We start from the raw sequence: 25,711 nt of genomic DNA, 5'->3' as shown, positions 1-25,711 counted from the left end.
GAGAACTAGCTGGCGCTGGTAATTACGCGCGCTTTGAGTTCGGCCGCGGGCGTGAATCGGCGCTTGAGCCGCAGAAAAGGTCTTTCGATCAGGTAGAACGACGCGATGGCGCACCCAAACGCCGCCGCGAATTGCAGCAGGACGACGTAGCGGGTCCGCAACGGCACGTCGCGCAGCGCATGAAATGCGGGAACATGCCACAGATAAAGCCCGTAGGAGATCCGTCCAATTCCCACCAGCGGCTTCCACTCCAGGGCCGCCGCTACCGGCCTCCACGGCGCGACGACCAGCGCCATGATGATCGCCGCGAATCCCACCGCCACCACCGACATCCCGCCCAGGTAGAGCAGCGCGCCCATGTAGGTCGCCCGGGCGCCGACCGCTAGCACTCCCACCAGAGACATCAGAGCTGCTGCTCTCAGCGCCGTGACCGCTCGTCCTGCGGCGTTGAACATCCCGCCCGCGACGATCACTCCCACCAGGCAGCCGGTCAGAAGGCAGTCCGCCCGCGTGTCGAGGCCATTGTAGAGCCGATACCACGGGCGTCCCGCGCCGAAAAGCGCCGCGCGATACACGCCGACCCCCACCACTGCTGTGGCCAAGGCCAAGACGACGTGTGCCGTCTTCACCCTGCCGCGCAGCAGCCAGGCCAGCAGCGGCGGCCAGAGCATGTAGAACTGCTCCTCGATCGAAAGCGACCAGGTGTGCGCCAGCCAGTCGGCTGCCGGCTCAATGCGAAACGCCCGCACCCAGTTGGCCGCGTAGAGCACTGCCGCCAGCGCGCTATGGCGCGTGGCGGCCGCGTCTTCGGGAGGTGTTCGCATGGCGGTAAAGAGGGTGACCACCGCAACGCAGACGAACAGGGCAGGCAGGAGCCGCAGCGCGCGCCGGGCGTAGAACATTCGCAGGCTGATGCCGCCTCGCTTCTCCCACTCCTCCATCAGAAGCGCGGTGATCAGAAATCCACTGAGCACGAAGAAGGCTTCCACGCCAAGAAACCCGCCGCGCATCCCCGGCAGGTTGGCATGTACCGACATCACCGCCAGGACGGCTAGGGCGCGCACTCCGTCGAGCGTGCGCGCATAACCCAGGTGGAAGCGCGCGCCGGCTGGCGATGCAACGCTGACCGGCTGCGGAGCAGTGGCGGTGGAGATCACGGTTCGCAGTATAACCTCGCAATTCGTGGGCACTGCGGGCGCCGTATTTCTGGCGCAGCCGAAAGGTTCGCGGGCATGTGCCGGCGGCGGCCAGGCGGCGGACACGAACTAAGGATCACTAAGAAGTAAACAGCGGCCGAATACGGCGTTTTCCGCACACGCCGCGCCACCCAAGTGCCTTAGCCTGCAACTGCCGCTCTTACGTGCTCTGGTATAGTTTTCGGCAACGGGGACCACTCTGTACTCATTCGTTATGACCTCGGGCAGGTACGTCATGAAGGACCATGCCGGCAGCAGCCACCAGGTCATCCTGCGGCTGCTGGAGGACGTGCCTCGCGACGCGCGTGTGCTCGACGTGGGTGTCGCCACCGGTTACCTCGATCGCGAGATGAAGGCCCGTGGCCTGCACGTCACCGGCATTGAGCGCGACGTTGGCAGCGCGGAGCAGGCCCGGCCGTTCTGTGACGAGCTTCTCATCGGCGACGTGGAGGCGCTCGACCTCAGCGCCTGGGCAGGGAACCACGACGTTATCGTCCTGGCCGACGTGCTTGAGCACCTGAAAGATCCGGCCGCCGCGCTCGCCAAGGTGCTCGCCACCGCGCGCCCCGGCGCCCGGGTGATCGCCTGCGTGCCCAACGTGGCCAACGTTTACGTGCGGCTGAACCTGCTCGCCGGACGCTTTCAGTACGCGCCGCGCGGCATCCTCGATGCCACGCACCTGCGCTTCTTCACACGGCGTACGTTCATTGGGCTGATCGAAGCCGCCGGCCTCAGGATCACCGAGCTGCGTGCTACACCCATCCCGCTGCCCGAAGCTTTTCCGCGCTCGGCCGGGAGCTGGTGGATACGCCTGGGCATGTGGCTGCTTAGGGCGGTCACTCCCATGTGCAAAGGCCTGCTGGCCTACCAGTTTGTGATCGCCGCCGAAAAGCCGAACGCGGTAACAAGCCCAAGCTCGGCCGGGAAGCAGCGTGAAATAGTCGGCGTAAGTCATTGAGGGATTTATTGGTTGTGGCTTGCTGATGCCGGCTTGCAGCCGTCGGCGCAGTCGGGCCGGGGACCGGGAGTCACAAGTCACAAGCGCAAATAACAAATATTTTTCAGCCACTCGTCTTTTTTCAGAGTAGCTGCGTCTGCACAGGAGAGAAGCAGGTTTGGCCGATCAGGAACTCGACAGGGAACTCGTTGAACAGGTCCTGGCCGGCCGCACGGAGGCCTTCAATCTCCTGGTGTGGCGATGGCAGCGTTCGCTCTACAACTTCCTGTATCGCATGACCGGCGACCGCGAGCAGGCGCGCGATCTCTCGCAGGACGCCTTCCTGCGCGCCTACACCCGGCTCAAGGACCTGCGCGAGCGCGGCAAGTTCGCCTCGTGGCTGTTCCGGATCGCCGTCAACCAATATCGTTCACAGTTCCGCAGCCGCCAGCAGGACATGGCGTGGTCGGCGCAGATCGAAGCCGCGGCGCTGGACGAAACCGCCGGCCCGCTCGATCCCATCACGCGCGAGTTGCGCATCACAGTGCGCTCGCTGCTTGCGCGCCTCTCGCCCGAGCAGCGCGAAGTGGTGGTGCTCAAGATCTACGAGGGATTTCGCTTCGAAGAGATTGCCGCCATCGTGGACGCGCCCGTCAGCACGGTGAAGTCGCGCCTCTATGCCGCCTTCGACCAGTTGCGCGCGGGACTGGAAGCGCAGCCGGCAGCCGCCGCACGCCAGTAGTTCTCGATCCAGTTTTCCGTTTCCCCCGCTGCTCCCCAATCCATTGCACCAAGGACGAGGTGTAACCATGGTCTGCAACGAATATCGCGGCCTGATGTTTGAGCGCTTGTCGGGCGAGCTTTCCGCCGAGCAGGAGCGCGCCGCCGCGCAGCACGAGCAGTCGTGCGCCGTGTGCCGCGCCGAGCTGGCGCAGTTCAAGTCGCTCTCTGCGCGCCTGCGCGCCGGCTGGCCCGCGGAAGACGCGCCGCCGCTCGGCGTGGTGGTGCCGCAGCACGCCGCGCGCAACTGGTTAGACGTTGCCGGCCTGTGGTTCTCGCGCGCCAGCGCCGCTGTCGTGATGGCGGCTCTGGTCGCGCTCGTGCTCGTGCGTCCCGCGATCAGCCGTGACTCTGCTGGCGTGCACATCGCCTTCGGCGGCGCCAGGCCTGCGCCTGTCGCACAGAACGCAGCGAACGCGCCCGCCATCACGCCGGAGCAGCTCCAGGCCATGGTTGACGCGGCCGTTGCCCAGCGCATGGCGCAGGCGCAGCCTGCTGTTGCCCCCGCGCCCAAGCCCGCAGCCTCGCCGGACAGCGTACAAGTCGCCTACACGGTCCGCCAGCTTCAGCAGTCGCAGGCGGTGCTGGCGCAGGAAGTCCAGAGCCAGCACCTGGTGCTGGAAAGCCTGTGGCGCGACAACGTGCGGCCCGCGAGCCTGAGCCGTTGAGTTGCGTTGAAGGGGGCGGCCTTCAAGGCCGTTCGCGAAAGGCCGTGAATGAAAGCGGCTTCAGCCGCTGAAAGACTTACCGCGGGAAATACGAAGTCGAGAGAAGGAACATGAAACCGAACCCGATGAAGTTGATCGCCTGCCTCGTCGCCCTGTGCGCCCTGTCGTTCGCCGGCCCACAAGACGCGGCCAAGGCTTCCGGCCCGCAGAACATCACCCGTCTGCGCGACGAAATCCGCGTGCTCGAATCGGTGCTCAACCAGAACCTGACGCAGGCGTTTCCCGCGCCGTTCGCCTACCTCAACGCCGCGCACGGCGCCTACTTGCCCGGCTACGGGGTCATCTTCACCTTCGAGATCAACCTGTCGCGTCCCTCGATGGGGCCGTTCGAAGGCACGCCGACCGCGGCCACCGAGCGCGCCAAGCGCGAGGAAGCGCGCCGCAAGTTCGACCAGGCGAAGGACCTTGCGCAGCGCGTGCTTGCCGACTTCAGCCACACGCTCGACCAGCTCGGGCCGGATGAATCCGTGGCCGTGATCGTTTATGGCTCGGCTGCGACCGCGCAGGGCGTGGAGAAGAGCACCGCGGTGCTGCGCGTCGCCAAGAAGGACGTGGACCAATACCGCGCCAACGCGCTCGACCGCGCCGGTTTCATGAGCAAAGTCCAGACGCTGGAATACTGATGGCCGCTTCCGCTCCCATCCACGTGCGCGCCGGGCGCAAGTTTCTCGGCGAGATCCTGAGCGAGTCGGGCAAGGTCACGGCGGCTGATCTTGAGCGCGCGCTCGAACTCCAGCAGGGAAGCCGCGACCGCCTCGGCAAGCTGCTGGTTGATCTCGGCGTCCTGGCCGAGCGCGACCTGCTGGCCGCGCTGAGCGAGCAGCTCGACCTGCCCGTCATCGAGGCCGCCCAGTTTCCCTCGCTGCCGCCGGAAATCAAAGGTCTCTCGCCGCGCTTCATGCGCGCCGCGAAGTTCTTCCCGTTCGATCTGCAGGACGGGGTGCTGCACATCGCCGTTGCCGATCCGCTCGACTACGAGACGCTCGACTCCATCCGGCTGGCCACCGCCTGCGAGCCCAAGCCGTACCTGGCGCTGGAATCCGAGGTCCTCGACGCCATCGAGAAGTTCTTCGGCGCGGGCGCGCAGCCCGGCCAGTTTGACCGACTCCTCGGCGCGCTCGGTGACGGCGAACTCGCCCTTGAAGCCGCCGCGGAAGATGTGGAGCACCTGCGCGACCTGGCGCTGGAAGCGCCGGTCATCCGCTATGTCAACATGCTCATTGCGCGAGCCGTCGAGAGCCGCGCCAGCGACATCCACATCGAGCCGATGGAAGACGACCTGCGCGTCCGCTTCCGCATTGACGGCGTGCTTTATCCGATCGAGTCGCCGGCCAAAGCGATGGCGCCGGCCATCATCTCGCGCATCAAGCTTACGGCGAAGCTCAACATCGCCGAACGCCGCCTGCCGCAGGATGGCCGCATCCGCCTGCGCGTGATGGGACGCGACATCGATCTGCGCGTCTCCTCGCTGCCCACGCTCTACGGTGAGAGCGTAGTCATGCGCATCCTGGAGCGCAACGAATCGAAAAAGATCACGCTCAGCTCGCTCGGCTTCAACGATCTCGACTTCGAGCGCATGAAGCAGGTCACCGCGCGCCCGCACGGAATTTTTCTGGTCACCGGCCCGACGGGCAGCGGGAAAACCACTACGCTGTACGCCGCGCTGAGCAACATCAATCAGTCCGACAAGAAGATCATCACGCTGGAAGACCCGGTTGAGTACCAGATGAGCGGCGTCAACCAGATGCACGTGAACACGCAGATCGGGCTGACGTTTGCCTCGGGGCTGCGCAGCATCCTGCGCCAGGACCCCGACGTCATCATGGTCGGCGAAATCCGCGACCTGGAAACCGCCGAGATCGCGATTCGCGCCGCGCTGACCGGCCACCTGGTGTTCTCCACGCTCCACACCAACGACGCGCCGAGCGCCATCACGCGCCTGGTGGATATGGGGGTGCCCGCTTACCTGATTTCTTCGTCTGTGCTTGCTGTGCTCGCTCAACGCCTGGTCCGGGTGCTTTGCAGTGAATGCAAACACCCGGAGCAGGTGTCTCTTTCGGCGCTGCCCAGCGACTGCGTTCCGGCCGGGGCCGGCCGCACGCTGACCGTCTATCGCGCGGTTGGCTGCGCCGCCTGCCGCAACACCGGCTTCCGCGGGCGTCTCGGGATTTTCGAATTCATGATCGTCGACGAGCCCATGCAGTCGCTCGTCGCCCGCACCAGCGAGTCCAACGTGCTGCGCGAGCATGCACGGAAAGCCGGCATGCGCACGCTGCGCCAGTCTGGATACGAACTGGTCCTCAGCGGGGCGACCACGATCGATGAAGTCCTGCGCGTTACCCAGGAAGAGGCGGCCCTGGAGGGCGCAAGCTGATGCCGAGCTTCGCATACCAGGCCGCTACCGCAGACGGAAAGCTGGTGAACGGCGCCATTGATGCCGCCGATCGCCTCGTCGCCGTCGGACGCCTGCAGGAACGCGGCCTGATCCCGATCAACGTCGCCGACGCGACCGCCGCGAGCCGCCTCGGCACGCAGAAAATCAAGGCGCTGTTCGCCCGCCAGGGCCTGGCACAGCATCGCCAGGTCTTCGCGCGAACATTGGCTTCGCTGCTCGCTGCCGGCGTTCCGCTCGATCGCTCGCTGGCGGTCAGCGCCGAGCTGAGCGAATCGCCGCTGCTGCGTTCCGCGCTCGAGCAGACGCTGCGCGCGGTGAAGGGCGGCAAGAGCCTGAGCGCCGCGCTCGAAGCCCACGAAGACCTGTTCCCGTCGTTTTACATCAGCATGGTTCGGGCCGGCGAAGCCAGCGGCAACACCGCCGCCGTCTTCGCCCAGCTCGCCGACTACCAGGAATCTGTGAACGAACTTCGCGGACAGGTCACCTCGGCGCTCATCTATCCCGCGCTGCTGACCATCGTTGGCGGCACGTCGGTGTTCGCGCTGCTGGAATTCGTTGTGCCCAAGTTCGCCGTGGTCTTTGAGCAGACCGGCGCCGCGCTGCCGCTGCCCACGCAGATCCTGATGAACGTGAGCAACTTCATCCGCGCGACATGGTGGGCGTGGCTCATCGGGATTCCGTTCGCCGCGTGGCTCTTCTACCGCTGGCTGCAGACGAAGGAAGGCCGCAGCCGCTGGGACCACTTCATCCTGCGCGTGCCCAGGCTCGGCGCCGTGATCGAGCGCGTGCTGGTGACGCGCTTCGCGCGCAGCCTCGGCACGCTGCTCCAGGGCGGCGTCCCGATGATTCGCTCGCTGCAGATCGCCGGACAGGTCGCGGCCAACACGCGAATCGCCGCCGCCGTCGAAAGCGCCGCGCAAGGCGTGAAGCAGGGCAAAGGCCTGAGCCGCCCGCTGGCCGAGACCGGCGCGTTCCCGCCGCTCTCGATTCACCTGCTCGGCGTCGGGGAGGAAACCGGGCGGGTGGACGCGATGCTGCTCCACGTCGCCGACGTCTACGAGCGCGAGACGCGCCAGGCCATCAAGAACATGGTCGCGCTGTTCGAGCCGGCCATGATCCTGGTGATGGGCCTCGTGGTCGGCACGATTGTGATTTCGATTCTGCTGGCGATTTTCAGCATCAACGACATTCCGCTATGAGGAAGAGCATGCGCTTCACTCGGACGCAAAAACGTCAACGCGGCTTCACCCTGATCGAGCTGGTGGTGGTCCTCACCATCCTGGCGATGCTCGCCGCGCTCGTGGTCCCGCGCCTGTTCAAGAACGTGGACAAGTCCAAGGTCAACGCCGCCAAAGCGCAGATCTCGGCTCTGGAAACCGCGCTCGACGCCTATCGCCTCGATGTCGGCTCGTATCCGACGACCGAGCAGGGGCTCCAGGCGCTGCGCACCAAGCCGAGCGGCGTGGACAAGTGGGACGGTCCCTACATCCCCAAGGAAGTCCCGATGGATCCGTGGGGCAATCCGTACCACTACAAGCAGCCCAGTGATCACGGTGATTACGAAATCGTTTGCTACGGCGCCGACGGACGCGAAGGCGGCGACGGCATCAACGCAGACGTTGTTTCCTGGAAATGACGCGCGCTCACCAATCCGGCCAACGCGGCTACACGCTCATGGAGCTTGTGGTCGTGCTGGCGCTTGTGGCAGTCGCCGCCGCGCTGGTCATGCCCAGCGTCACGCGCTCGTTCGCCAACCTGGAGCTGCGCCTCGCCGCCGGCTCGCTGTCGAACTTCTACGCGCAGGCGCGCACCCACGCCATTTACGAGGCGCGCAGCTACTCGGTTTTGCGCAGCCCCGAGCCGGAGGCGCCACAAACGCTTCTGCTCGTTCGCGACGACGGTAAAACCATCCAGAGCCTCACGTTACCGGCGCAGGTTCAACTCAAACTTGAACAGTCGCGCGACGCGTGGACGCGCGACCTGCCGCCGCTGCATTTCTTCCCCAACGGCACCAGCCAGCGCGCCCGCCTGGAGCTGACCAACCAGCGCGGCAGCCGGGTGGACATCACGCTCGACCCGCTCACCGCTCGCGCCCGCGTCAGCCCGCTGTATCTGCGCGATGAGGTGGTCGAATGAAGAGGCGTGCCCAACTTATGAGGGTGTCCCGCGTTCGCGGCCGTCTTTTGGCCGCTAACGTGGGGAAGCGCGTAGCCCAGCGCGGCTTTACGCTCATGGAAGTCCTGGTCGCCTCGGTGGTGATGGCGACCGCTTTTGTCGCTGTCGTGTCGCTCATGTCGCAGTCGCTGCGCAATCTCGACCGCATGCGGCCGCACGAGACGGCCCTGCTGCACGCGCGCGAGAAGATGAGCGAACAGCTCCTCAACGAGCAGCTCGCTGCCGGCACAACGTCGGGCCGCTGGGACGACGGTTACCGCTGGCGGGTGCAGATCGATCCAGCGCCGGGTCCGGCGCCGCAGCTCGCCGGCTACGGGCTGTTCCGCATCCGCGTCGAAGTCGCCTGGGGCGAGGCCCGGGAGGCGCGCACTTACGCGCTCGAAACCACACAATGGGCGCAGCAAGCGCCGGAGGCGCAGCGATGACCCGCCAGCGCCCGCGTTCCGCCGGCTTCACCCTGATGGAGGTGGTCATCGCCATCAGCATGACGTCCGCCATCATCCTCATCCTCTTCATGGGCCTGCGCCTGGGCGCGAACGCATGGCGCCGCGGCGAACAGCGCCTTGCCGATCGCGCCCGCGTCGTGGCCGGGGTCGAGCTGCTCGCGCGCCAGGTTGCGGCTGCCTCGCCGCGCGTCCTGCAAATCAAACGCGATGAAAAACCCATTTCGATCGTTGACTTCAGCGGCTCGTCCACGGAACTGCGCTTTGTGAGCGGTGAGTCCTGGCAGGCCGACCGCTCGCGGCCCGCGTTTCTCGCGCGCTACCGCGTGGCCGAAGCGCCCGAAGGCAAGCGCCAACTGTTCGTCAGCGAATCTGCGCTCACCGACAACGACTCCATCGTCCGCGAGCTGTATCGCGACTACGGCCTGCGCTTCGGCGGATGGGTTGAGCCGGCCAGCGAGCCGGTGGGCGATCCCGCCGATCGCATCCGCCTTGCCTACCTGCTGACCGCAACGCCGCAGCAGCCGGCGCAGTGGATCGCCGAGTGGGACCCCGAGCAGCACGATCGCCTGCCGTGCGGCGTGCGCATCGAGTGGACGCGTGGCAGCCAGATCGAAACCGTGACGCTTCCGGTCACACTCACTCGCGATCCGGCGCAGGCAGGGAGGCAGCAGTGAGGCGCGCCCACAAAACCCGGCAGCGCGGCGTGGTGCTCATCGCCGTAATGTGGGGCGTGTTCCTGCTAACGGCGCTCGCCTTCGCGCTCTCCACCACCGTACGCGGCGGCGGTGAAGAACTGCGCGCGCGCAAAGAAGGCCTGCAGGCGCACTACCTCGCCCGCGGCGCCGTATACAAGGCAATCCCGATGCTGACGGCCGTGAGCAGCGATCCGGCCAAGCCGGCGCCTTTCGTACCCGGCCAGCGCGAACTCACGTGGACGGAAGGCGACACGCGCATCAACATCGACGTTCAGGACGAATCGGGCAAATTCGACGTCAACGCAACGCCGCCTGAAGTCCTCGAGCGCCTGTTCATGAATCTCGGACTGCAATTCCAGCAGGCGCATGACCTGGCTGCCGCGATCGAAGATTGGCGCGATGCCGACTCCGACACGCGCCCCGGCGGCGCCGAAGACGGCTACTACAGCAATCTTGGCGAGCCTTATCACCCGGCCAACGCCGATTTCCGTTCGGTCGAAGAGCTGCTCCTGGCGCGCGGCGTAACGCCTGAGCTTTTCTATGGAGGCTACGCGGTCAGTGACCAAGGCGAAGTCACTCGCCGGCCCGGCCTGGTGGATTGCCTGACCGTGCACTCGCACGCCGCGGCGGTGAACATCAATTACGCGCCGTATGCGGTGCTGATGGCGATTCCCGCGATGGATCCCGCCACCGCGCGGCTCATCATCGCGGGACGCGAGCGGAAGCCTTACGCCGCGGTCAGCGACTTCGTGCACGACAATCCGGTGCTGCTCTCGACCGACACGATGAACTATCTGAGCACTTCCAGCAGCGGCCGCTACTCGCTGATTGCTGCCGGTGTGACGCCCAGCGGCATCACGTCGCGCGTCCGCGCCGTCGTGCAGGTGGGCGGTTTTCAGCCGGCGACGCACCGCGACCAGTTCGGACGGCTGGTGAACGCGAGCGGGCAGCCGGTCTCGAGCGAAGCGCCGGCGGTCCCGTTCGCCATTCTCAGTTGGGATGACTCTTATGTTCGCTGACCGCTACGCCTTCGCGTCGCTGAAGAAGCTGGCGCCAGTTGCGCGCACGCCGCGCCTGGCTCGGACCACGCGCCACTCCGGATGGAGCGTGCGGCGCGCCGCGCTCGGCCTCGAAGTGCGGGGCGCGTCGCTGTTTCTGGCGTGCGTGCGCCCGGGATACAAGCGCCGCTGGCTGACATCGACGGGCGTGATCCACGACTTCGCCCAGCTCAGCGCCGAGCAGTTGCGGCAGCGCATTGCCGACGTGCTTGGATCGAGCGCCGCCGAAGAGCCCGCCGTGGTGCTTGGCCTGCCGCGCCGTGAAGTGATCGTGCGCCATCTGCAGTTGCCAGCCGCGGCACAGAAATCACTCGACAGCGTTCTGGACCTGCAACTTGGGCTCTACAAGCCCAGCGACGACGAAGAATTCTGCTGGGACGCGGCCGTCGGCGCTCCCTCGGGCGCGAACGACGCGCAGCTTGCCGTCAGCCTTGCCTTCGCGCCCCGGACGCGCGTTCAGGAACTGGCCGCGCTGCTGCGCGAGGCCGGCTACGCGCCGGCGCGGCTCACCACCGCGCAATTTTCCACGCTCGACTGGGTCCTGCGGGGCCGCGACCTGAAGACCTCGCCTCGCCTCATCGTTCTGCAAGCACGCGGCGCCGAGGTCGAACTCGCCGTTGTCGAAGATGGGCGCTGCCTGCTGTCGCGCAGTTTCGTCGCCGCGAACGCCGATGCTGTTGCCGCACAGGTCCAACAGTCGCTGGCCACGCTTCGCACCACGCGCGCCGAGCCATTCACGATCCTGGTCGCCGGCCCGGGCTCGGAAGACTGGCGCGAACCGCTGGCGTCGCTCGGAACGGTCGAGCGCCTCAGCTATTTCTGCCAGGCGGAAGAAGTCAGCGAGACGGTCGAAGCGCGCGACTCTGGCAGCGAAGAATTCTGGGGCGCGATCGCCCTGGCGCTCGACGGCCTGAGCTGGGCCGGCGACTATCGGCTCAACCTGCTGCCGCGCGAACTGCGCGCCGCGCGCCGGCGCTGGCGCAACGCGCCGCTCATCGCGCTGCTGGTGCTCGACGCGCTTCTGCTGGGCGCGCTGGTGGCCCGCAAGCCGGTCCAGCAACGGCTGCTCCTTCGCCGCTACGGCCACGAAATCGAGCAGGTACAGCGCAGCGCGGAGAAGATCGCGCTGCAGAAGGCGAAGTCGGAAAAGATCGAGCAGCGGCTCGCCACGCTGCGCGACTTCCAGCAGAAAGGCCGCAGGCCGCTCGACGCCCTCAGCGACGTGGCGCAAAAGCTCCCGCCTGACGCATGGGTGAGCAACTTCACCTGCCACCAGGGCACGGTCGAACTGGTCGGCATCGCCAAGTCCGCTTCCGTTCTGCTGCCTGCGCTGAAGGCCAGCAACGAGCTCGATGACGTTCAGTTCGCCGGCGCGCTCACTCGCGATCCTGCGGGCGAGCGCTTCCGCATGCAGATGAAGCTGAGGGCCAGCCGATGACGCTCGCCGCGCGTGAAAAGAAATTCGTGATGCTCGCCGCCGCTTCGGCCGTGGTTTTCGCGCTGCTGAACTGGGTGGTGCTCCCGTGGACGGACCAGCTCATGGACTCGGGCGAGCAACTCCGCCTCGCCGAGAAAAAGCTGCGCCAGGAAAAGGAACTGCTCGCCGCCGCCCCGCAGATCGCCGCGCAGACCCAGGCGCTTCAATTGCGCCTCGACGCCGAAGAGAAGCGCCTGCTGCCCACCGCCGACGCAGCCCAATCCGGCGCGCAGTTGCAGTCGTGGCTCGTGCAGCGCGCCGGTGAACTCCAGCTCGAGGTGCAGCGCAGCGACTTCCTCGCGCCTGCGCCCGTCTCGGAGAAATATGTGCGCGTTCCCGTGCGCTTGGATTTGAACGGGCCTATCACGCAGGTGGCGCAGTTCATGAACGCGGTCACGCACGCCGATCGTCTCGTGTCGGTGGACGAGCTTCAGGTCACCAGTTTCGGCGTGGAGAAGGAAAAGCGGGTGCGTTGCACGCTGGTGATTTCCGGCCTCATGGCCAAAGGTGCTTAGAGGGATATGCGAAAGACTCGCTGGTTGGTTCTCGTGCTGCTCGCCGCCACCGCCGGCGGCCTGGGATACCGCGTCCGCGCCGACTGGCGTGGCTACGACGCGCAGAACAATCCGGCCGCCATCAGGCCGCGGCCGCAGCTGCCCACGGTCATGCCCCCGGCCGAGCCTGCCCGCGACTACGCCGTGGTGGCGCAGCAGAACCCGTTTCATCCCGAGCGCAACGACGCCACGCCGCCGCCGCCGGCCCGCGTCTCCGGGCCGCCGCCGCTGGTGTACGGCTCCATGATGCTGGGCAAGGAAAAGTTTGCGCTGCTCGGCGCCGAAGGCGATCCCAAGCCGCGCAAAGTGCTCGAAGGCGAAAACTTCAACGGATACAAGCTGGCGGAAGTCCGCGCGCAATCGGTGGTCTTTGAAGCGGATGGTTCGCGCAACGAAGTGATGCTCTACAACGCCGCCACCCGCCTCCGTCGCGAGCACGTGCGCACACAGGCTTCCAGCGCGCCACCGCCGCCGGCCGTCGCCACCGCGGCCAGTGCTCCGGCCGCCACGACCGTGGCCAGCGCGCCGCCGCAACAGCAGCCGGCCGCGCCCCAGAGCCCGTTCGTTCCGGCAGGCCTGCCGCCGGCGCCCGCGGGCAAGAGATACGTAGAAACGCCGTTTGGGCCGATCCTGGCAGACGCAAATTCGAAGTAGAGCAGAGTGAACCGAATGATGAGCCCCAAATCCGCCAAGCTTGTTCGAAACGCGCGATTGCCCCGGACGATGATGGTTGTGCTGGCGCTGGTTTCATTCGCCGGCGTCGCCTCGGCACGCGCGCCCCGCTCCGGCGCCGCGCAGCAGGGCGGCCAGCCGGCGAATCCGCCACAACAGCAGCAGACTTCGTTGTGCCCCAACGGCGCGCCCAAGCAGAAGATGGAAACGCCGTTTGGTCCCATCGAGAGCTGCCCTGACGCCGGAAATCCGCCGGCAGCGCCGGCCGTAGCCGCGCCGCAAGCTGCGCCCGCGCAGCCGCCCGCTCCGGCGCCTGCCGCGCCCACGGCGCAGGAAAAGCCTGGCGAGCCGGCCACGGCCGAAAGCAAGCCGGCGGACATCAAGCCCTCTGACCTGAAGCCCGCCGAAGGTTCCGGTCCCGAGGCCGCCGTGTCTCTGAACCTGGAAAATGCTGATCTCTACCAGGTGCTGCGCATTGTGGGCAGCGAGTTGAAGATCAATTACGTGGTCGATCCGGCCGTGAAGGGCTCGGTGACCATCAACACTTCGACCAGCGTCTCGCGCAAGGACTTGTTCAGCGTCCTGGAAATGATCCTGGAGCTGAACGGCGCCGCCGCGGTGAAGGCGAACGGCTACTACAGCATCGTGCCGCTGGCCAACGCGCGCCAGCAGGCAATGAATTTCCACTATGCGAAGAAGGCCGAAGGGCCGCCGCCCGAGGAGGCGTTTTCGCTGATGGTCGTCCCGATGAAGTTCATGTCGGCGTCGGAAATGAGCAAGATCCTCACGCCGTTCATGTCCTCTGCCGGGCAGATCGTTGTCCAGGAAAAGGGCAACATCATGCTGATCAGCGAGAGCTCGGCCAAGCTGAAGCAACTGCAGCAGATCGTTGACGTCTTCGACGATCCCGTCCTCGGCCGCCAGCGCGTGCATCTGTTCCCGGTCACGAACAATCTGGCTGCCAACCTGATCGTCGAGTTGCGCAGCGTCTTCGCCGGATACGGCCTGACCACCGGCAGCAGCGGCATCCAGTTCGTTCCCATGGACCGGCTGAATTCGATTCTCGCCATCAGCCCGTCGCCGGAAGTTTTTCCGGAAGTCGAATCCTGGATCCAGAAGCTCGATCAGCCTTCGCGCGATGTCGGCATCCGCAACTTCGTCTACAAGGTGCAGAACGCCAAGGCGACCGAGTTGCGCGACATCCTCAACGAGCTGTACGGCGGACAGCCGGCCAAGGCGCCGCCGGCGGCCGCGAACCCTTCGGCCGAGAATCCTGCGCTTCTTCTCGGCCCGCCGCAGGGATATGCCGCGCCGCAGAACCCGCAGGCAGGCGCAGCCGCGCCCAAGGCGGCTGAAAGCGGACAGGGGCGCGTACAGGGCGAGCTGCGCATCATGGCCGACGAGCGTAACAATGCGCTCATCATCCAGTGCACGCCGCACGACTACGACGTCATCCAGCGCACACTCCAGGAACTCGATGTGCTCCCGCGCCAGGTGCTCATTGACGCGCGCGTGTACGAGGTTGCGCTCACCGGCGACCTCTCGCTCGGAATCTCCGCGTTTCTCGACCAGAAGAGCAATCTCAACCCGCTGGTGACAACGGCGTCGTTTTCCGCCGGGCAGTCCCCGGCGCTTCAGGCGTCCACCTTTGCGGTGCTCAGCAATACGCGCGCTCTCCAGCTCTTCCTCACCGCGCAGGAGAACCGGTCACGCGTGAAGACGCTCTCGGCGCCCTCGATTCTGGTGACCGACAACACCAGCGCGCGGGTCCAGGTGGGGAGCGAAGTCCCGGTGCCCATCGGTTCGGCGCTGACGCCGGTTACGAACGGCGGCACCAGCCTTTTCGCGCAGAGCGTGCAGTATCGCGACACCGGCGTCATCCTGACCGTGACGCCACGCGTGAACGCCGGCGGCATCGTCACCTTGACGGTGGCACAGGAAGTCAGCACTCCGGGCGCGAACACGTTGCAGGCCAACAGCGGTCCGGTGATCAACAAGTCTCAGTTCCAGACCACGGTGGTGCTGAAGGACGGCCAGACGATGGCGCTCGGCGGCATCATTCGCGACACCAATACGCTGCTTCGCAACCGCGTGCCGCTGCTCGGCGACATTCCCGGTGTCGGCATGCTCTTCGGCTCCACGGCCCGCACCACGACGCGGTCTGAACTGGTGCTGCTCATCACGCCGCACGTCGCCGAAGACCTCTCCCAGGGCGCGGCGATCACCGACGACTTTGTCTCGCGCATGAAGAACATGAAGAAGGACCTCCAGAAGGCTGTCACGCGCTGACAGCAGGTATATTGGACGTAGAACGCCCATCCTCAGGAGATGTACGAAGGTGCAATCAAGCCGAACCCTGTTCCGCATCGCCCTCACGCTGTTGCTGTTCTCGCTTCCGCTGGCGGCGCAGCTTCCGCCGCCGGCCGTGCTCATCAAGAACGTCACGCTGTTCGACGGCACGGGAAAGCCGCCCCAGACGGGCGTTTCCATCCTGGTCGACAACGGCCGCATCAAGGCGATCGGCGCTGCCGTCGATGCTCCCGCTCGCGCGCAGGTGATTGACGGCACGGGCAAGTACGTTGTGCCTGGCTTGTTCGACGCGCGCGTGCAGCTCAGCAGCAGCCCCGCGAACCGCATTCTGCGCGCCGAGGTTGGTGAAGAGCAGCGCGTCGCCTGGATGCACTCGCTGGTCGCCGCCGGTGTTACCTCGGCGCGCCTGATTCAGGGCGATCTGGTCGAGCAGCGCTACTTCCAGCATTGGACCACGCTCGATCTGCTCAACGCGCCGCACCTGATCGCTGCCGGGCCGACCTTCACCGCAGTCGATGGAATTCCTGCCGATCAATATCCCGTGCTCGCGCGCATGGTGAAGGAGCGCGAGGTGTACGAGATCAAGGACGTGGACCAGGCGCGCGAGAAGGCGCGCGTGGTCGCGCACAACGGCGGGGAAGCCTTCGAGATTGTCTACGACTCGGGCCCAGCGGCTCGGCCTGCGCCGCGCTTGAGCGACGACGTGTTGAAGCTGATCATCACCGAAGCTCACGGCCACGACCTGAAGGTCTTCGTCTGGGTCAGCTACAACGAAGAAGCGCTGACGGCGATTGCAGCCGGCGCCGACGTGATCGAGGGCATTTCGGAGGAAGTGGTCAGCGATGCCGTTCTCGCCGAAATGGCGGCCAAGAAGGTCGCGTTCCTGCCGTCGCTCGCGTCGCAGGGCGATCTGGTGACGCTGATCCAGCCGGAAGCCATGAAGACCTATCTTGCTGATCCGCTCGTCGCGCGCAGCCTTTCGCCCGTAATGAAGAAGAGCCTTGCCAGCGAGAAAGGCGCGCTGCCGCAGATGCGGCTTGTCTTGGACGAGCGCATGATCACGCGCGCCGACATGGAAGCCGCGCAGGCTGACGCGAAGAAGGCCGAAGAAGCAGCGAAGAAGGCCGCCGAAACCAGGCAAAAATCCAAAGGCGGAGACGGCAAGAAGGAAGCCGTTGCGCCCGCGCCTCCCGCTCCGCGCGAACCTACCGGCGAAAGAATCGGCACGCTGCTGGAGAAGCAGCAGGAGCGCGCCGAGCAGAACGTGAAGCGGGCGCTCGCGGCCGGCATTCCCATCGTCACCGGCAGCGGAGCAGGGAACCCGCTCATCTTCGCCGGCCCGGGACTTCATCGAGAGCTGGCGCTGCTGGTGAAGGCAGGCATGACGCCGATACAGGCCATCACCGCCGCCACGCGCAACACCGCAGCCAGCATGGGCAAAGACGCCGACAGCGGCACGATCGAAACCGGCAAACTCGGCGACCTGGTGCTGCTCGACGCCGATCCGCTGGCCGACATCGGCAACCTGGCGAAGATCAATACCGTGCTGCGCGGCGGACGGAAGATTACGCCGGACGAACCGGACATTTACTAGCTGTCATCCCGAGCGGGGCTGAGTGTCAGCGAAGCGCGGCCGAAGGATCCCGATGGCAACTTCACGGGCCAGGTAGGGATCCTTCGACTCGCGCTTCGCGCTCGCTCAGGATGACTGCCTGTGCAGAGACGCAGCTTGCTACGTCTCTTTTTTTGTTTCGGCAGTTTCGCTCGCGGTCTCCTGTGGCCTCTCCGGGCGCAGGAGCGGGAACAGGATCACGTCGCGGATGGAGCGCGAGCCGGTGAGCAGCATCGTGAGGCGGTCGATGCCGACGCCTTCGCCCGCGGTCGGCGGCATACCGTAGCTGAGCGCGCGGACGTAGTCGTGGTCCACCTCGGCCATGGCCTCTTCGTCACCGCGCTTGCGCTGCTCGACTTGTTCCTGGAAGCGGCGCAGCTGCTCCTCGGGATCGTTCAATTCGCTGAAGGCGTTGCCGATCTCCAGCCCGCCGATGAAGATCTCGAAGCGCTCCACCCAATCGGGCTCGTCGGGCTTGCGCTTGGAGAGCGGAGAGATGGCCAGCGGGAAGTCGTAGAGGATCGTCGGCTGGATCAGGTGCTCTTCGGCCGCGGCCTCGAAGAGCGCCGCGATCGTTTTTCCGGGCGGATCGGTGGGATCGAACGGCATGTGCGGCGTGTGCGCCGCGTTGAAGCGCTTCACCAGCGTGGCGACTGAGCCGGCGGTGGCGAAATCGCTCATTTGCGGCTTTGGCGCGGCCTTCTCCGGCCAGTACTTGATGATGGCCTCGCGCATGGAGAGGCGCTGCCAGCCGGCGAAATCGAACTCTTTGTCGCCGAACCGAGCTTTGGTGGCGCCGTTCACCTGGCGCGCGACTTCGGCCAGCATCTGCTCGGTCAGGTCCATCAGGTCGCGATAGCCGGCGTACGCCTGGTAGAACTCCAGCATGGTGAACTCGGGATTGTGCTGCGTGCTGATGCCCTCGTTGCGGAAGTTGCGATTGATTTCGTACACGCGATCCAGCCCGCCCACGATGAGCCGCTTCAGGTAAAGCTCGGGCGCGATGCGCAGGTACAGGTCCATGTCGAGCGTGTTGTGGTGGGTGATGAATGGCTTGGCCGTGGCGCCCCCGGCGATCGGCTGAAGCATGGGCGTCTCGACTTCGATGTAGCCGCGCGATTCCAGGAACGCGCGGATCGCCTGCACGACCTTGCTGCGCTTCACGAATACGTCGCGGACTTCGGGGTTCATCACCAGGTCCACGTAGCGCTGGCGATAGCGCAGTTCGACGTCGGTGAGGCCGTGCCATTTTTCCGGCAGCGGCAGCAGGTCTTTTGACAGGAACGTGATCTCGGCGACGTGGACGGTGAGCTCGCCCGTCCGCGTGCGGAACAGGTAGCCGCGCACGCCGATGTGGTCGCCGATATCGAGCAGCTTCCAGAGCTCGAAGCCTTTCTCGCCGACGTCGTCCTTCTTGATGTAGGCCTGAAGCCGCCCGCCGCCTTGCTGGATATGCGCGAAGCCGGCCTTGCCCATGAGACGGATGGCGCGGATGCGGCCGGCGACGGTGACGTTGACGCGCTCGTGTTCGAGTTGCTCGCCGGTCTTGCCGGAGTAGGCGCTCAGAATTTGCGAAACCGAGTGCGACGCTTCGAAGCGGCGCGGATAGGCTTCCTGCCCCAGCGCCTCGATCTGCTTCAGCTTCTCGCGGCGCTGCTCGTAGATTTTTTCGTCAAGAGACAATCAGTTCACCTGGGTTGCGCAGAACGTAGCGACAAAGCAAGGAATTATAAATGGCACGCCGCGTGCGCAGCCCCCCGGTGGGTTTTGGCGCGGTCTTTGGGAATCGATGAGTTGGCGAAACCCTGTTTCCGGGTCTTTGAGTTCAGATGGCTTAGAGGCAAAGTATTGGGAACAAAGAACAATGTCTTATAGCTATAGGCCGCGTGCGTGAGTTTTCCCGAGGTTGACATGTCCAGGCTGTGGATTGCAAGCGACAAGGTGCGACAGGGAACCGCTGCTGGCTGCGCCGCGGGCCCCGGGGCTATAGCCCCGATTGGTGAGCGCTTGTATTCAACGGGCTAAAGCCCGGTGCTCCCACCGAGATGCCGTCCCTACGGGACGGCATTCTCTGGTGGCGCCGTACCCGGCGCTGGAAGCGCCGGGCTATTTTCCAAGCGCGCCTGCGGCGCGCCGACGGGCGAGGGCGCCCGTCGCTACAACGTGAAGTGCCTCGTTTGGACGGTTGTCCCCACGTTAGCGCAGCAAAGAACGCGGCGCGAACGTGGGCGCCTTCTGCGCGGCCATCCTTTCGTGGGTCCGCGTTGCAGATTTCCCTTGCGTCTGGCGGGCGGATGGCCATAATGGCGCGCAATTCGCGATAGGCCCCGGGCCCGCTCGACCGGAGGCAAACATGTCTGCTGCGGCATCGGCCGCTGTTGCGGCTCCCCTGGGAAAGCCACGCAATCTGCCGGCGATGGCCGGCTTGCTGCTGATCACCGCCAACATCTACTGGGTCTACTGGCTGTACCAGATCTACAAGGAGATGCGCGCGCATTCGCCCGGCGTCACGACGGTGCAGCCCGGGCAGGCGGCGGGGTTCCTGCTGATTCCGTTCTTCAACATCTACTGGTTCTTCCGCGTGCTGATCGACTTTACGGGGACGATCCACGGCATGCAGCGTAAGGAAGGACTGGGTGATCCGCTGCTCAACACCGGGCTGGCGCGCGGACTGCTCATCGGCGGCATCGCTGGCAACTGCGTTGTGGGTTTCATTCACCCGGCGCTGGCGTTGATTACCGAGGCGATGGTGTTGGCCGGCTTCCTCACCTGCCAGAGCAGCCTGAACGCGCACTGGCAGCGGCATGTGGTGGGCGCTCGGCCGGGCAGTGTGACTTACGCGCCCGCGGCGGAAGACGCCGGCGAAGGCCTGCGAAAGCTCCTGGGGCTGGCGGGCGCGCGCATCCGATGGATGCCGATCGTGGCCTTCACGGTGGCGTTGCTGCTCTCTACCGCGTTCACCTTTTTCATCGGACCGATGGTCATGCGGCAGGCGGCAGTCCCGATATGGTTCGCGGTGATGGCCTTCATCGGCGACCTGCTGCTGGCGGCGTGCGTGCTGCTGTTGCTTCGTCCCATTCGCAACGAGTGGGGCGGGATTTTTGCGGCGGCAGGCGCGTACTCGGTCCTGCGGCTGATCGAGCGCGCCATCGTGAGCGCGATCATGGCCGGACACACGGACTGGCGTCCGATATCGATGCTACTCGCCTTCATGGCTGCGTCGTTCACGCTGGGCGGGCTGGCGCTGGCGTTGCGCATGACCCGCTCGCCGCTGTGGCTGGCGATCTGGGTGGGCGCGGCCGCGGGCCAGCTCGGCGACATGCTGGTGGGCGGCGTGGTGAACTTCCTATACATCCGCACGAAGTTCCACGGCGCAACCCTGAGCGGCTTCTTTCAGCCCAAAGACATTCTGTTCGAGTTCCTGGCGGCGACGGTGTTTGCGTTTGCGTTCTGGGGAGGGTTGCAGATCGAGAAGGAATGAGGCTCCGCATGATGCGAGCGCGGGCGGGGTCCTCACCCCGCCTCGCCAAAAGCAGGCGCGCCGGGGGCCCCGATTCGCCCGCGGCCACACGGTCCGTGCTCGCCGCAAACACGGCGCGGACGTGGGAACACTCTTTCGTTCCGGGGCTAAAGCCCCGAGCTGTTCCGCGTTTGTTCACCGGGCTAAAGCCCGGTGCTTCCACCGAGAATCAAAAGCAGATCCCTCGTCGCTCCGCTCCTCGGGATGACAATTCCGAAGGATTTGCCCGCTACTCCGTCACTTCGTAATTCGTCATCATGCCGGCTTCCATGTGTTCGCTGATGTGGCAGTGGAACATCCAGGTGCCGGGGTTGTCGGGCGTCATGTCGGCGATGACGAACTGTGCCGGCGAGAGTGCCACGATGTCGGCATTGTGGTGGTCCACGGTGACGACGTTGCCGTGCCAGTGCGGCGTGTGGAAGTTGAAGGCGTCGCCCATGGTCATCAGGTACCAGCGCACGTGCTGGCCCCGCTTCATCCTGATGGGGGGATTGTTGCCGTAGAGGAATCCGTTGATGGCGTACTTGTGGTTCACGGCGGCGAAGCCGGAGCCGAGCAGGATGTTGGGGTCGCCGTTGGCGTCGAAGGGCAAGAACTCGGAGCGGTCCTTGATCGTGCTGGGATCGCCGGCGTAGGTGTTGATGTTGTGGTCGATGTAGTGCGAGCGGATCTCGTCGAAGACCATGAAAAAGGCGAAGACTTCGCGATCCACATCTTTGGGGCTGCCGTCGGGCCGCGCCATGCCGCGGCGGGTGATGATGAGCGGACCGACGAGGCCGGCGTTCACGTCTTTGGGTTCGTAGTTGTGCGAGTGGTAGAGCCAGAGCGCGGAGCTTTCGTCGCCATTCGCGGGGCCGGCACGCTCGGGCACCTCCCAGGTGTAGATGTGCGTCTGACCGGGCGGCACCAGGCCGGTGGCGGCCATGGACATGTTGGCGTAGGGCGAGCCCTCCGAGTCCTTCTTATAAGAGACGCCGTGCGGATGCATGCTGTAGGGCTGGGTGGCGTTGTTCTTGAAGGTGATCCTGATGGTGTCGCCGACCTCGGCGCGGATCACGGGGCCGAGGATGCCCATGTGCTGCTCGGCTTCGGGGCGCGGCTTGAGGTGCTGGAATGTGGCGTCGGTGTACTCGCGATAGACGGCCTTGCGATAGATGTGGCCGATGCGGTTGGGCGCTTTGTCCACAAAGGCGCTAGCGAGCTTGTCGAAGGGCTTGCCGGTCATGTGGTCCATGCCGAGCGGGGCGTAGTCCCACTCGACCTCGTCGGCGGCGATGAAGTAGTTGCGGACTTTGCCGGCCGGGGACTTGGCGGCTGGTTTTTTCGGCGACGGCGGAGCTTGGGCGAGAAGGAACGTGGAACAACAGAGCAAAACCGCAGTAGTGCGCAGTGCTTTGAGCATTGGGGCCTCTCCAGGCGGTGGACATTGTGCGCGCGGACGGCGAAAAGGCGCAAGCTCACCGCGGATGGACAGAAATTCGAAACAGGTCTCACTCGGTGTTCACGAGAATCCGTGGGAGAGCGGATTCCGAGAGGACCACCTCAACGGCAAGAGGCGGTCATGTAGCGCGGCCCTGACGGCGCCCGGCCGCAGGCGGCGGGTCCATCTCGTCCAGGTCCGTGTTCATGCGTGAGAATCCGTGGTAAGTCAAGATTTGGTATGATGTGCGGCGGATGCCGCAGAACTACATTCCCGCGTTCCTGTTCATCCTGGTGGCGCTGGCGATTCCGGTGGTGACGCTCGTCATCGCCAAGCTGGTGCGTCCGGAGAACCCGTTCAAGACGAAGCTCATGCCGTACGAATGCGGCATTGATCCGGTGGACGGCGCGCGCGGGCGCTACACGGTGCGCTTCTACATTGTCGCCATCCTGTTCGTCGTCTTCGACGTGGAAACCATCTTCCTGTTCCCCTGGGCGGTGCAGTTCAAGGCGCTGGCCTGGTTCGGCTTCATGGAGATGATGGTGTTCCTGGCGATCCTGGTCGTCGGGTACATCTGGATATGGAAAAAGGGCGCGCTGGAGTGGGTGTAGCGCAATTGCCGAATTGCCGAACTGCGGAACTGCCGAATGGAAGCCGGTCGCTGCCAGACCGGCGTTGTCGAAGCATCGCAAGATCACCCAGCCAAGCAGCTCACGCCTGAGCAGAACGCGGCCGTCCCTCAGGCGCGTTGACACTCGTTGCTGCAAGCTGTTACAAGTAAGTTTCTTCAGGATTCTCGCTCCTTTTGGCACGTAAGTAGCTGTTGACAGAGCCTTTGGGCCGGTGCGCGCTTCGGGCAGAGTGGGCGCGCCCGCGGTTGTGTGCAGGACGCGAATGGCCGACGAAGCCAAGTCCCAACCCGCAAAGCCTTCTGAAGGCGGCCACGCCGCCCCCGCTAAACCATCTGGACCCGCGGCGCAGCCGTGGGAGTCGGAGATGGTGGCGCGCCTGCGCCAGCGCTTTGGATCGGGCATCAGCGAGGCGAGCACATATCTCGGCCAGAATTATTTGATCGTCGATCGTTCGGTCGCTTACGACGTGCTGGCGCTGATGCGTGACGATGAAGAGTTCGACTACCTGGTGGACGTGACCTGCGTGCACTATCCGGAGCGCGCCAAGCAGTTCGAGGTGGTGTGGATCGTGTACAGCTTTGCGCGCAACGAGCGCATTCGGGTGAAGACCGGCGTGGCCGAAGGCGAAGCCGCGCCCAGCGTAGTGGCGCTGTGGGGAACGGCGAACTGGCTGGAGCGCGAGGCATTCGACATGTTCGGCGTGCAGTTCGACGGGCATCCGGACATGCGCCGCATCCTGCTGCCTGACGACTGGAAGGGACATCCGCTGCGCAAGGACTACGGGATCATCCAGCAGGACAATGAGTGGGTGAGGATCAACCTGGGGATTGAATCGGGGCAGTGAGTTTTGCCGCCGGCGGACGGCGGCGCGCGAGCCAATGAAAGACGAGCACAATCCGGGCACGGCGCATCTGGATCTCGACACGCCCGAGGCGCAGCTCCGGCTGACGCAACAGGAACGCGCGCGGCGCGATGAGACGTTCCTCGACGCCAACGAGCTGGTGCTCAACATGGGCCCGCAGCATCCTTCGACGCACGGCGTGCTGCGCGTCATCCTGAAGCTGGACGGCGAAAAGGTGCTGGGCACCGAGTGCGTGATCGGATATCTGCACCGCGGCGTGGAGAAGATTGCCGAGCACCGCACCTACACGATGTTCAATCCGTACGTGGACCGCATGGACTACGTGGCGGCGGTCTCGAACGGACTCGGCTACTGCGAAGCGGTGGAAAAAATCCTCAACGTGGAGGCGCCGCCGCGGGCGCAGTACATCCGGGTGATCCTGGCGGAGCTGAACCGGCTGGCGAGCCACATGCTGTGGCTGGGCACGCACGCGCTCGATATCGGCGCCATCACGCCGCTGTTCTACACCTTCCGCGACCGCGAAGAGATCCTGAAGATCTTCGAGAAGTACTGCGGGGCGCGGCTCACGACGCATGCGTTTCGCATCGGCGGCTGCCTGTACGAGACCTACGACGGGTTCGAGGAAGACGTCCGCAAGTTCAGCAAGTTCGTGGCGCCCAAGATTGACGAGTACGAGACGCTGCTGACGACGAACCGCATCTGGGTGGAGCGGACCAAGGGCGTGGGATTCATCAGCGCGAAAGACGCGATTGACCTGGGCGTGACCGGGCCGGTGCTGCGCGCTTCCGGCGTGAAGTGGGACCTGCGCAAGGCGCAGCCCTACGCGGCGTACAAGGACTTCGACTTCGAGATTCCGATTGGGTCCAACGGCGACACCTACGACCGGTACCTGGTGCGCATCGCCGAGATGCGGCAGTCGCTGCGCATCATCCAGCAGGCGGTGGACGGGCTGCCGGAAGGGCCGATCATGGCCAAGATTCCCAAGGTCATCAAGCCGGCCGTGGGCGAGATTTATCACTCGATCGAGGCGCCCAAGGGCGAGCTGGGATACTTCATCGTGAGCGACGGGTCCACGCAGCCGTATCGGGTGCGCGTGAGGCCGCCGTCGTTCGTGAATCTTCAGGCGCTCGACAAAATGGTGCGCGGGGCGCTGGTGGCCGACGTGGTGGCGGTGATTGGGACGATTGATATCGTGCTGGGGGAAGTGGATCGGTAGGGCGGCACTTAGCAGTTCGCACCTGGCATTTAGCCGTGAAGCGCAGGGGCCAAATGCGAATTGCTAAGCGCTAACTGCCAGCTTCTGAAATGCAAAGCTTCCTGGACTACCTGAAATCGAGCGGCACGCCGGGTCAGTATGGCGATCCGATGTGGGGAGCGGTGTGGGCGCTGATCTACATCCTCCTGATCTTCACCGGGATTTCGGTTGCGGTGATCGCCATGAACTGGCTGGAGCGCAAGATCCTGGCGCACATGCAGGTGCGGCTGGGGCCGATGCGCGTGGGGCCGCATGGGCTGCTGCAGCCGATTGCCGACGCCCTCAAGCTGCTTATTAAAGAAGACATCGTGCCCGACGAGGCCGACCGCGTGGTTTTCTGGCTGGCGCCGGTGGCGGTGGTGATTGCGGCGTTCACCGTCTTTATTGTGGTGCCGTTCGGGCCGACGCATGCCGTGACCGACATGAACATCGGGCTGCTGTTCATGCTGGGGGTGTCGTCGCTGGGCGTGCTCGGGATCATCATGGCGGGATGGGCGTCGAACTCGCACTATCCGCTGATGGGATCGCTGCGGTCGAGGGCGCAGATGGTCTCGTACGAAGTGGCTATGGGATTGGCGATCGTGTCCGCAATCATGATGACCAGCTTCACCGCGGGCTGGAACGGCGCCGGCACGTTGAGCATGGTCAAGATTGTCGAAGCCCAGAAGCTGCAGGGCACCTGGTTCATCTTCAAGTTCTTCCCGCTCGGCTTCATCGCATTCGGAATCTTCGCCATCGCGATGATCGCCGAAACCAACCGCGCGCCGTTTGATCTGCCCGAAGCCGAGTCGGAACTCGTCGCCGGCTTCCACACCGAATACAGCGGATTGCGCTGGTCACTGTTCATGCTCGCCGAGTACGCGGGCATGTTCGCCGTCTCGTCCATAGCCGCGACGCTGTGGCTGGGCGGTTGGCTCCGTCCGTTCCCGAACTGGCTGGCTGGTCCTACATGGGACTTGGCGTTCGCGGTTTTCCCTGGCGTGCTGG

Annotated in this window: 24 protein-coding genes; 21 read left to right on the top strand and 3 right to left on the bottom strand. The window is 65.2% G+C overall.

From position 1 onward, the window contains the following. Positions 1-5: 5 nt before the first annotated feature. Positions 6-1,157: an acyltransferase gene (locus VFA60_15235; protein HZQ93144.1), complete on the bottom strand. Its 1,152-nt coding sequence runs from the start codon at positions 1,155-1,157 to the stop codon at positions 6-8. A gap of 253 nt (positions 1,158-1,410) precedes the next feature. Here VFA60_15235 and VFA60_15230 point away from each other — a divergent pair, with 253 nt between their 5' ends. From VFA60_15230 to VFA60_15155, 16 genes are all read left to right on the top strand, one after another. Beyond that, positions 1,411-2,154, top strand: coding sequence for a class I SAM-dependent methyltransferase (locus VFA60_15230; GenBank protein ID HZQ93143.1), 744 nt, complete (start codon positions 1,411-1,413; stop codon positions 2,152-2,154). A gap of 157 nt (positions 2,155-2,311) precedes the next feature. Then, entirely contained in the window at positions 2,312-2,875 is a 564-nt protein-coding gene (locus VFA60_15225; protein HZQ93142.1) for a sigma-70 family RNA polymerase sigma factor, read from the top strand. A 67-nt stretch (positions 2,876-2,942) separates the two neighbouring features. Continuing rightward, entirely contained in the window at positions 2,943-3,581 is a 639-nt protein-coding gene (locus tag VFA60_15220) for a hypothetical protein (GenBank protein ID HZQ93141.1), read from the top strand. Between the two features lie 110 nt (positions 3,582-3,691). Then, positions 3,692-4,264 (top strand): hypothetical protein, encoded by a 573-nt coding sequence (locus VFA60_15215; protein HZQ93140.1) that lies wholly within the window; start codon positions 3,692-3,694, stop codon positions 4,262-4,264. Continuing rightward, positions 4,264-6,015: a type II secretion system ATPase GspE gene (gene gspE / locus VFA60_15210; GenBank protein HZQ93139.1), complete on the top strand. Its 1,752-nt coding sequence runs from the start codon at positions 4,264-4,266 to the stop codon at positions 6,013-6,015. Before VFA60_15215 ends, gspE begins: the two co-directional genes overlap by 1 nt. Beyond that, positions 6,015-7,235 (top strand): type II secretion system F family protein, encoded by a 1,221-nt coding sequence (locus VFA60_15205; protein HZQ93138.1) that lies wholly within the window; start codon positions 6,015-6,017, stop codon positions 7,233-7,235. The genes gspE and VFA60_15205 overlap by 1 nt, the downstream gene beginning before the upstream one ends. An 8-nt stretch (positions 7,236-7,243) precedes the next feature. Then, a complete protein-coding gene (gspG, locus tag VFA60_15200) occupies positions 7,244-7,672 on the top strand; it encodes a type II secretion system major pseudopilin GspG (protein HZQ93137.1) in 429 nt (142 codons plus the stop codon). Beyond that, positions 7,669-8,172, top strand: coding sequence for a prepilin-type N-terminal cleavage/methylation domain-containing protein (locus VFA60_15195; protein HZQ93136.1), 504 nt, complete (start codon positions 7,669-7,671; stop codon positions 8,170-8,172). The genes gspG and VFA60_15195 overlap by 4 nt, the downstream gene beginning before the upstream one ends. Positions 8,173-8,231: 59 nt before the next feature. Continuing rightward, the gene (locus VFA60_15190) at positions 8,232-8,636 is read left to right on the top strand and encodes a prepilin-type N-terminal cleavage/methylation domain-containing protein (GenBank protein ID HZQ93135.1); all 405 of its coding nucleotides are present in this window, start codon (positions 8,232-8,234) and stop codon (positions 8,634-8,636) included. After that, positions 8,633-9,331, top strand: coding sequence for a prepilin-type N-terminal cleavage/methylation domain-containing protein (locus VFA60_15185; GenBank protein ID HZQ93134.1), 699 nt, complete (start codon positions 8,633-8,635; stop codon positions 9,329-9,331). The genes VFA60_15190 and VFA60_15185 overlap by 4 nt, the downstream gene beginning before the upstream one ends. Beyond that, entirely contained in the window at positions 9,328-10,371 is a 1,044-nt protein-coding gene (locus tag VFA60_15180; GenBank protein HZQ93133.1) for a type II secretion system protein GspK, read from the top strand. The genes VFA60_15185 and VFA60_15180 overlap by 4 nt, the downstream gene beginning before the upstream one ends. Then, complete coding sequence (locus VFA60_15175) at positions 10,361-11,848, top strand: PilN domain-containing protein (protein ID HZQ93132.1); 1,488 nt, start codon at positions 10,361-10,363, stop codon at positions 11,846-11,848. Before VFA60_15180 ends, VFA60_15175 begins: the two co-directional genes overlap by 11 nt. After that, the gene (gene gspM / locus VFA60_15170; protein HZQ93131.1) at positions 11,845-12,402 is read left to right on the top strand and encodes a type II secretion system protein GspM; all 558 of its coding nucleotides are present in this window, start codon (positions 11,845-11,847) and stop codon (positions 12,400-12,402) included. Before VFA60_15175 ends, gspM begins: the two co-directional genes overlap by 4 nt. A 6-nt stretch (positions 12,403-12,408) precedes the next feature. Continuing rightward, on the top strand, positions 12,409-13,095 hold the full coding sequence (locus VFA60_15165) for a hypothetical protein (GenBank protein HZQ93130.1): 687 nt from the start codon (positions 12,409-12,411) through the stop codon (positions 13,093-13,095). 69 nt (positions 13,096-13,164) lie between these two features. After that, positions 13,165-15,402 carry a type II secretion system secretin GspD gene (gene gspD / locus VFA60_15160; protein ID HZQ93129.1) on the top strand — a complete coding sequence of 746 codons (2,238 nt, stop codon included), beginning with the start codon at positions 13,165-13,167 and terminating at the stop codon, positions 15,400-15,402. Between the two features lie 49 nt (positions 15,403-15,451). Further along, a complete protein-coding gene (locus VFA60_15155; protein HZQ93128.1) occupies positions 15,452-17,017 on the top strand; it encodes an amidohydrolase family protein in 1,566 nt (521 codons plus the stop codon). Between the two features lie 138 nt (positions 17,018-17,155). Here the strand turns inward: VFA60_15155 and lysS are convergent, their stop codons facing one another. After that, positions 17,156-18,718, bottom strand: a complete 1,563-nt coding sequence (gene lysS / locus VFA60_15150) for a lysine--tRNA ligase (protein ID HZQ93127.1) — start codon at positions 18,716-18,718, stop codon at positions 17,156-17,158. 670 nt (positions 18,719-19,388) lie between these two features. On the opposite strand from lysS, the gene VFA60_15145 reads away from it, so the two are divergent. Further along, the gene (locus VFA60_15145) at positions 19,389-20,516 is read left to right on the top strand and encodes a DUF4234 domain-containing protein (protein ID HZQ93126.1); all 1,128 of its coding nucleotides are present in this window, start codon (positions 19,389-19,391) and stop codon (positions 20,514-20,516) included. 268 nt (positions 20,517-20,784) lie between these two features. Here VFA60_15145 and VFA60_15140 read toward each other — a convergent pair whose 3' ends face one another. After that, complete coding sequence (locus VFA60_15140) at positions 20,785-21,957, bottom strand: multicopper oxidase domain-containing protein (protein ID HZQ93125.1); 1,173 nt, start codon at positions 21,955-21,957, stop codon at positions 20,785-20,787. Between the two features lie 272 nt (positions 21,958-22,229). Between VFA60_15140 and ndhC the strand changes: the two genes are divergently transcribed. The 4 genes from ndhC to VFA60_15120 form a co-directional block, all read left to right on the top strand. Continuing rightward, the gene (gene ndhC, locus VFA60_15135) at positions 22,230-22,586 is read left to right on the top strand and encodes an NADH-quinone oxidoreductase subunit A (GenBank protein ID HZQ93124.1); all 357 of its coding nucleotides are present in this window, start codon (positions 22,230-22,232) and stop codon (positions 22,584-22,586) included. 283 nt (positions 22,587-22,869) lie between these two features. Then, on the top strand, positions 22,870-23,451 hold the full coding sequence (locus VFA60_15130) for an NADH-quinone oxidoreductase subunit C (GenBank protein ID HZQ93123.1): 582 nt from the start codon (positions 22,870-22,872) through the stop codon (positions 23,449-23,451). 34 nt (positions 23,452-23,485) lie between these two features. Then, positions 23,486-24,685, top strand: coding sequence for an NADH-quinone oxidoreductase subunit D (locus tag VFA60_15125; protein HZQ93122.1), 1,200 nt, complete (start codon positions 23,486-23,488; stop codon positions 24,683-24,685). A gap of 89 nt (positions 24,686-24,774) precedes the next feature. Further along, a partial coding sequence (locus VFA60_15120; protein HZQ93121.1) for a complex I subunit 1 family protein occupies positions 24,775-25,711 on the top strand: 937 nt, incomplete at its 3' end.

The sequence above is a fragment of the Terriglobales bacterium genome, from assembly GCA_035651995.1.
Classification (GTDB): Bacteria; Acidobacteriota; Terriglobia; order Terriglobales; family Acidobacteriaceae; genus DASRER01.
The sequence above is the reverse complement of the archived record's forward strand: the minus strand, read 5'-3'. Positions and strand labels throughout refer to the sequence as shown.

What these genes read in the sequence shown, in the direction of transcription:
- gspD (HZQ93129.1), top strand. Translation starts at nt 13,165, where the DNA reads ATGATGGTTGTGCTGGCGCTGGTTTCATTCGCCGGCGTCGCCTCGGCA.
- VFA60_15175 (HZQ93132.1), top strand. Translation starts at nt 10,361, where the DNA reads ATGTTCGCTGACCGCTACGCCTTCGCGTCGCTGAAGAAGCTGGCGCCA.
- gspM (HZQ93131.1), top strand. Translation starts at nt 11,845, where the DNA reads ATGACGCTCGCCGCGCGTGAAAAGAAATTCGTGATGCTCGCCGCCGCT.
- ndhC (HZQ93124.1), top strand. Translation starts at nt 22,230, where the DNA reads ATGCCGCAGAACTACATTCCCGCGTTCCTGTTCATCCTGGTGGCGCTG.
- VFA60_15140 (HZQ93125.1), bottom strand. Translation starts at nt 21,957, where the DNA reads ATGCTCAAAGCACTGCGCACTACTGCGGTTTTGCTCTGTTGTTCCACG.
- VFA60_15220 (HZQ93141.1), top strand. Translation starts at nt 2,943, where the DNA reads ATGGTCTGCAACGAATATCGCGGCCTGATGTTTGAGCGCTTGTCGGGC.
- VFA60_15205 (HZQ93138.1), top strand. Translation starts at nt 6,015, where the DNA reads ATGCCGAGCTTCGCATACCAGGCCGCTACCGCAGACGGAAAGCTGGTG.
- VFA60_15130 (HZQ93123.1), top strand. Translation starts at nt 22,870, where the DNA reads ATGGCCGACGAAGCCAAGTCCCAACCCGCAAAGCCTTCTGAAGGCGGC.
- VFA60_15125 (HZQ93122.1), top strand. Translation starts at nt 23,486, where the DNA reads ATGAAAGACGAGCACAATCCGGGCACGGCGCATCTGGATCTCGACACG.
- VFA60_15230 (HZQ93143.1), top strand. Translation starts at nt 1,411, where the DNA reads ATGACCTCGGGCAGGTACGTCATGAAGGACCATGCCGGCAGCAGCCAC.
- VFA60_15185 (HZQ93134.1), top strand. Translation starts at nt 8,633, where the DNA reads ATGACCCGCCAGCGCCCGCGTTCCGCCGGCTTCACCCTGATGGAGGTG.
- VFA60_15165 (HZQ93130.1), top strand. Translation starts at nt 12,409, where the DNA reads ATGCGAAAGACTCGCTGGTTGGTTCTCGTGCTGCTCGCCGCCACCGCC.
- VFA60_15195 (HZQ93136.1), top strand. Translation starts at nt 7,669, where the DNA reads ATGACGCGCGCTCACCAATCCGGCCAACGCGGCTACACGCTCATGGAG.
- gspG (HZQ93137.1), top strand. Translation starts at nt 7,244, where the DNA reads ATGCGCTTCACTCGGACGCAAAAACGTCAACGCGGCTTCACCCTGATC.
- gspE (HZQ93139.1), top strand. Translation starts at nt 4,264, where the DNA reads ATGGCCGCTTCCGCTCCCATCCACGTGCGCGCCGGGCGCAAGTTTCTC.
- VFA60_15215 (HZQ93140.1), top strand. Translation starts at nt 3,692, where the DNA reads ATGAAACCGAACCCGATGAAGTTGATCGCCTGCCTCGTCGCCCTGTGC.
- VFA60_15145 (HZQ93126.1), top strand. Translation starts at nt 19,389, where the DNA reads ATGTCTGCTGCGGCATCGGCCGCTGTTGCGGCTCCCCTGGGAAAGCCA.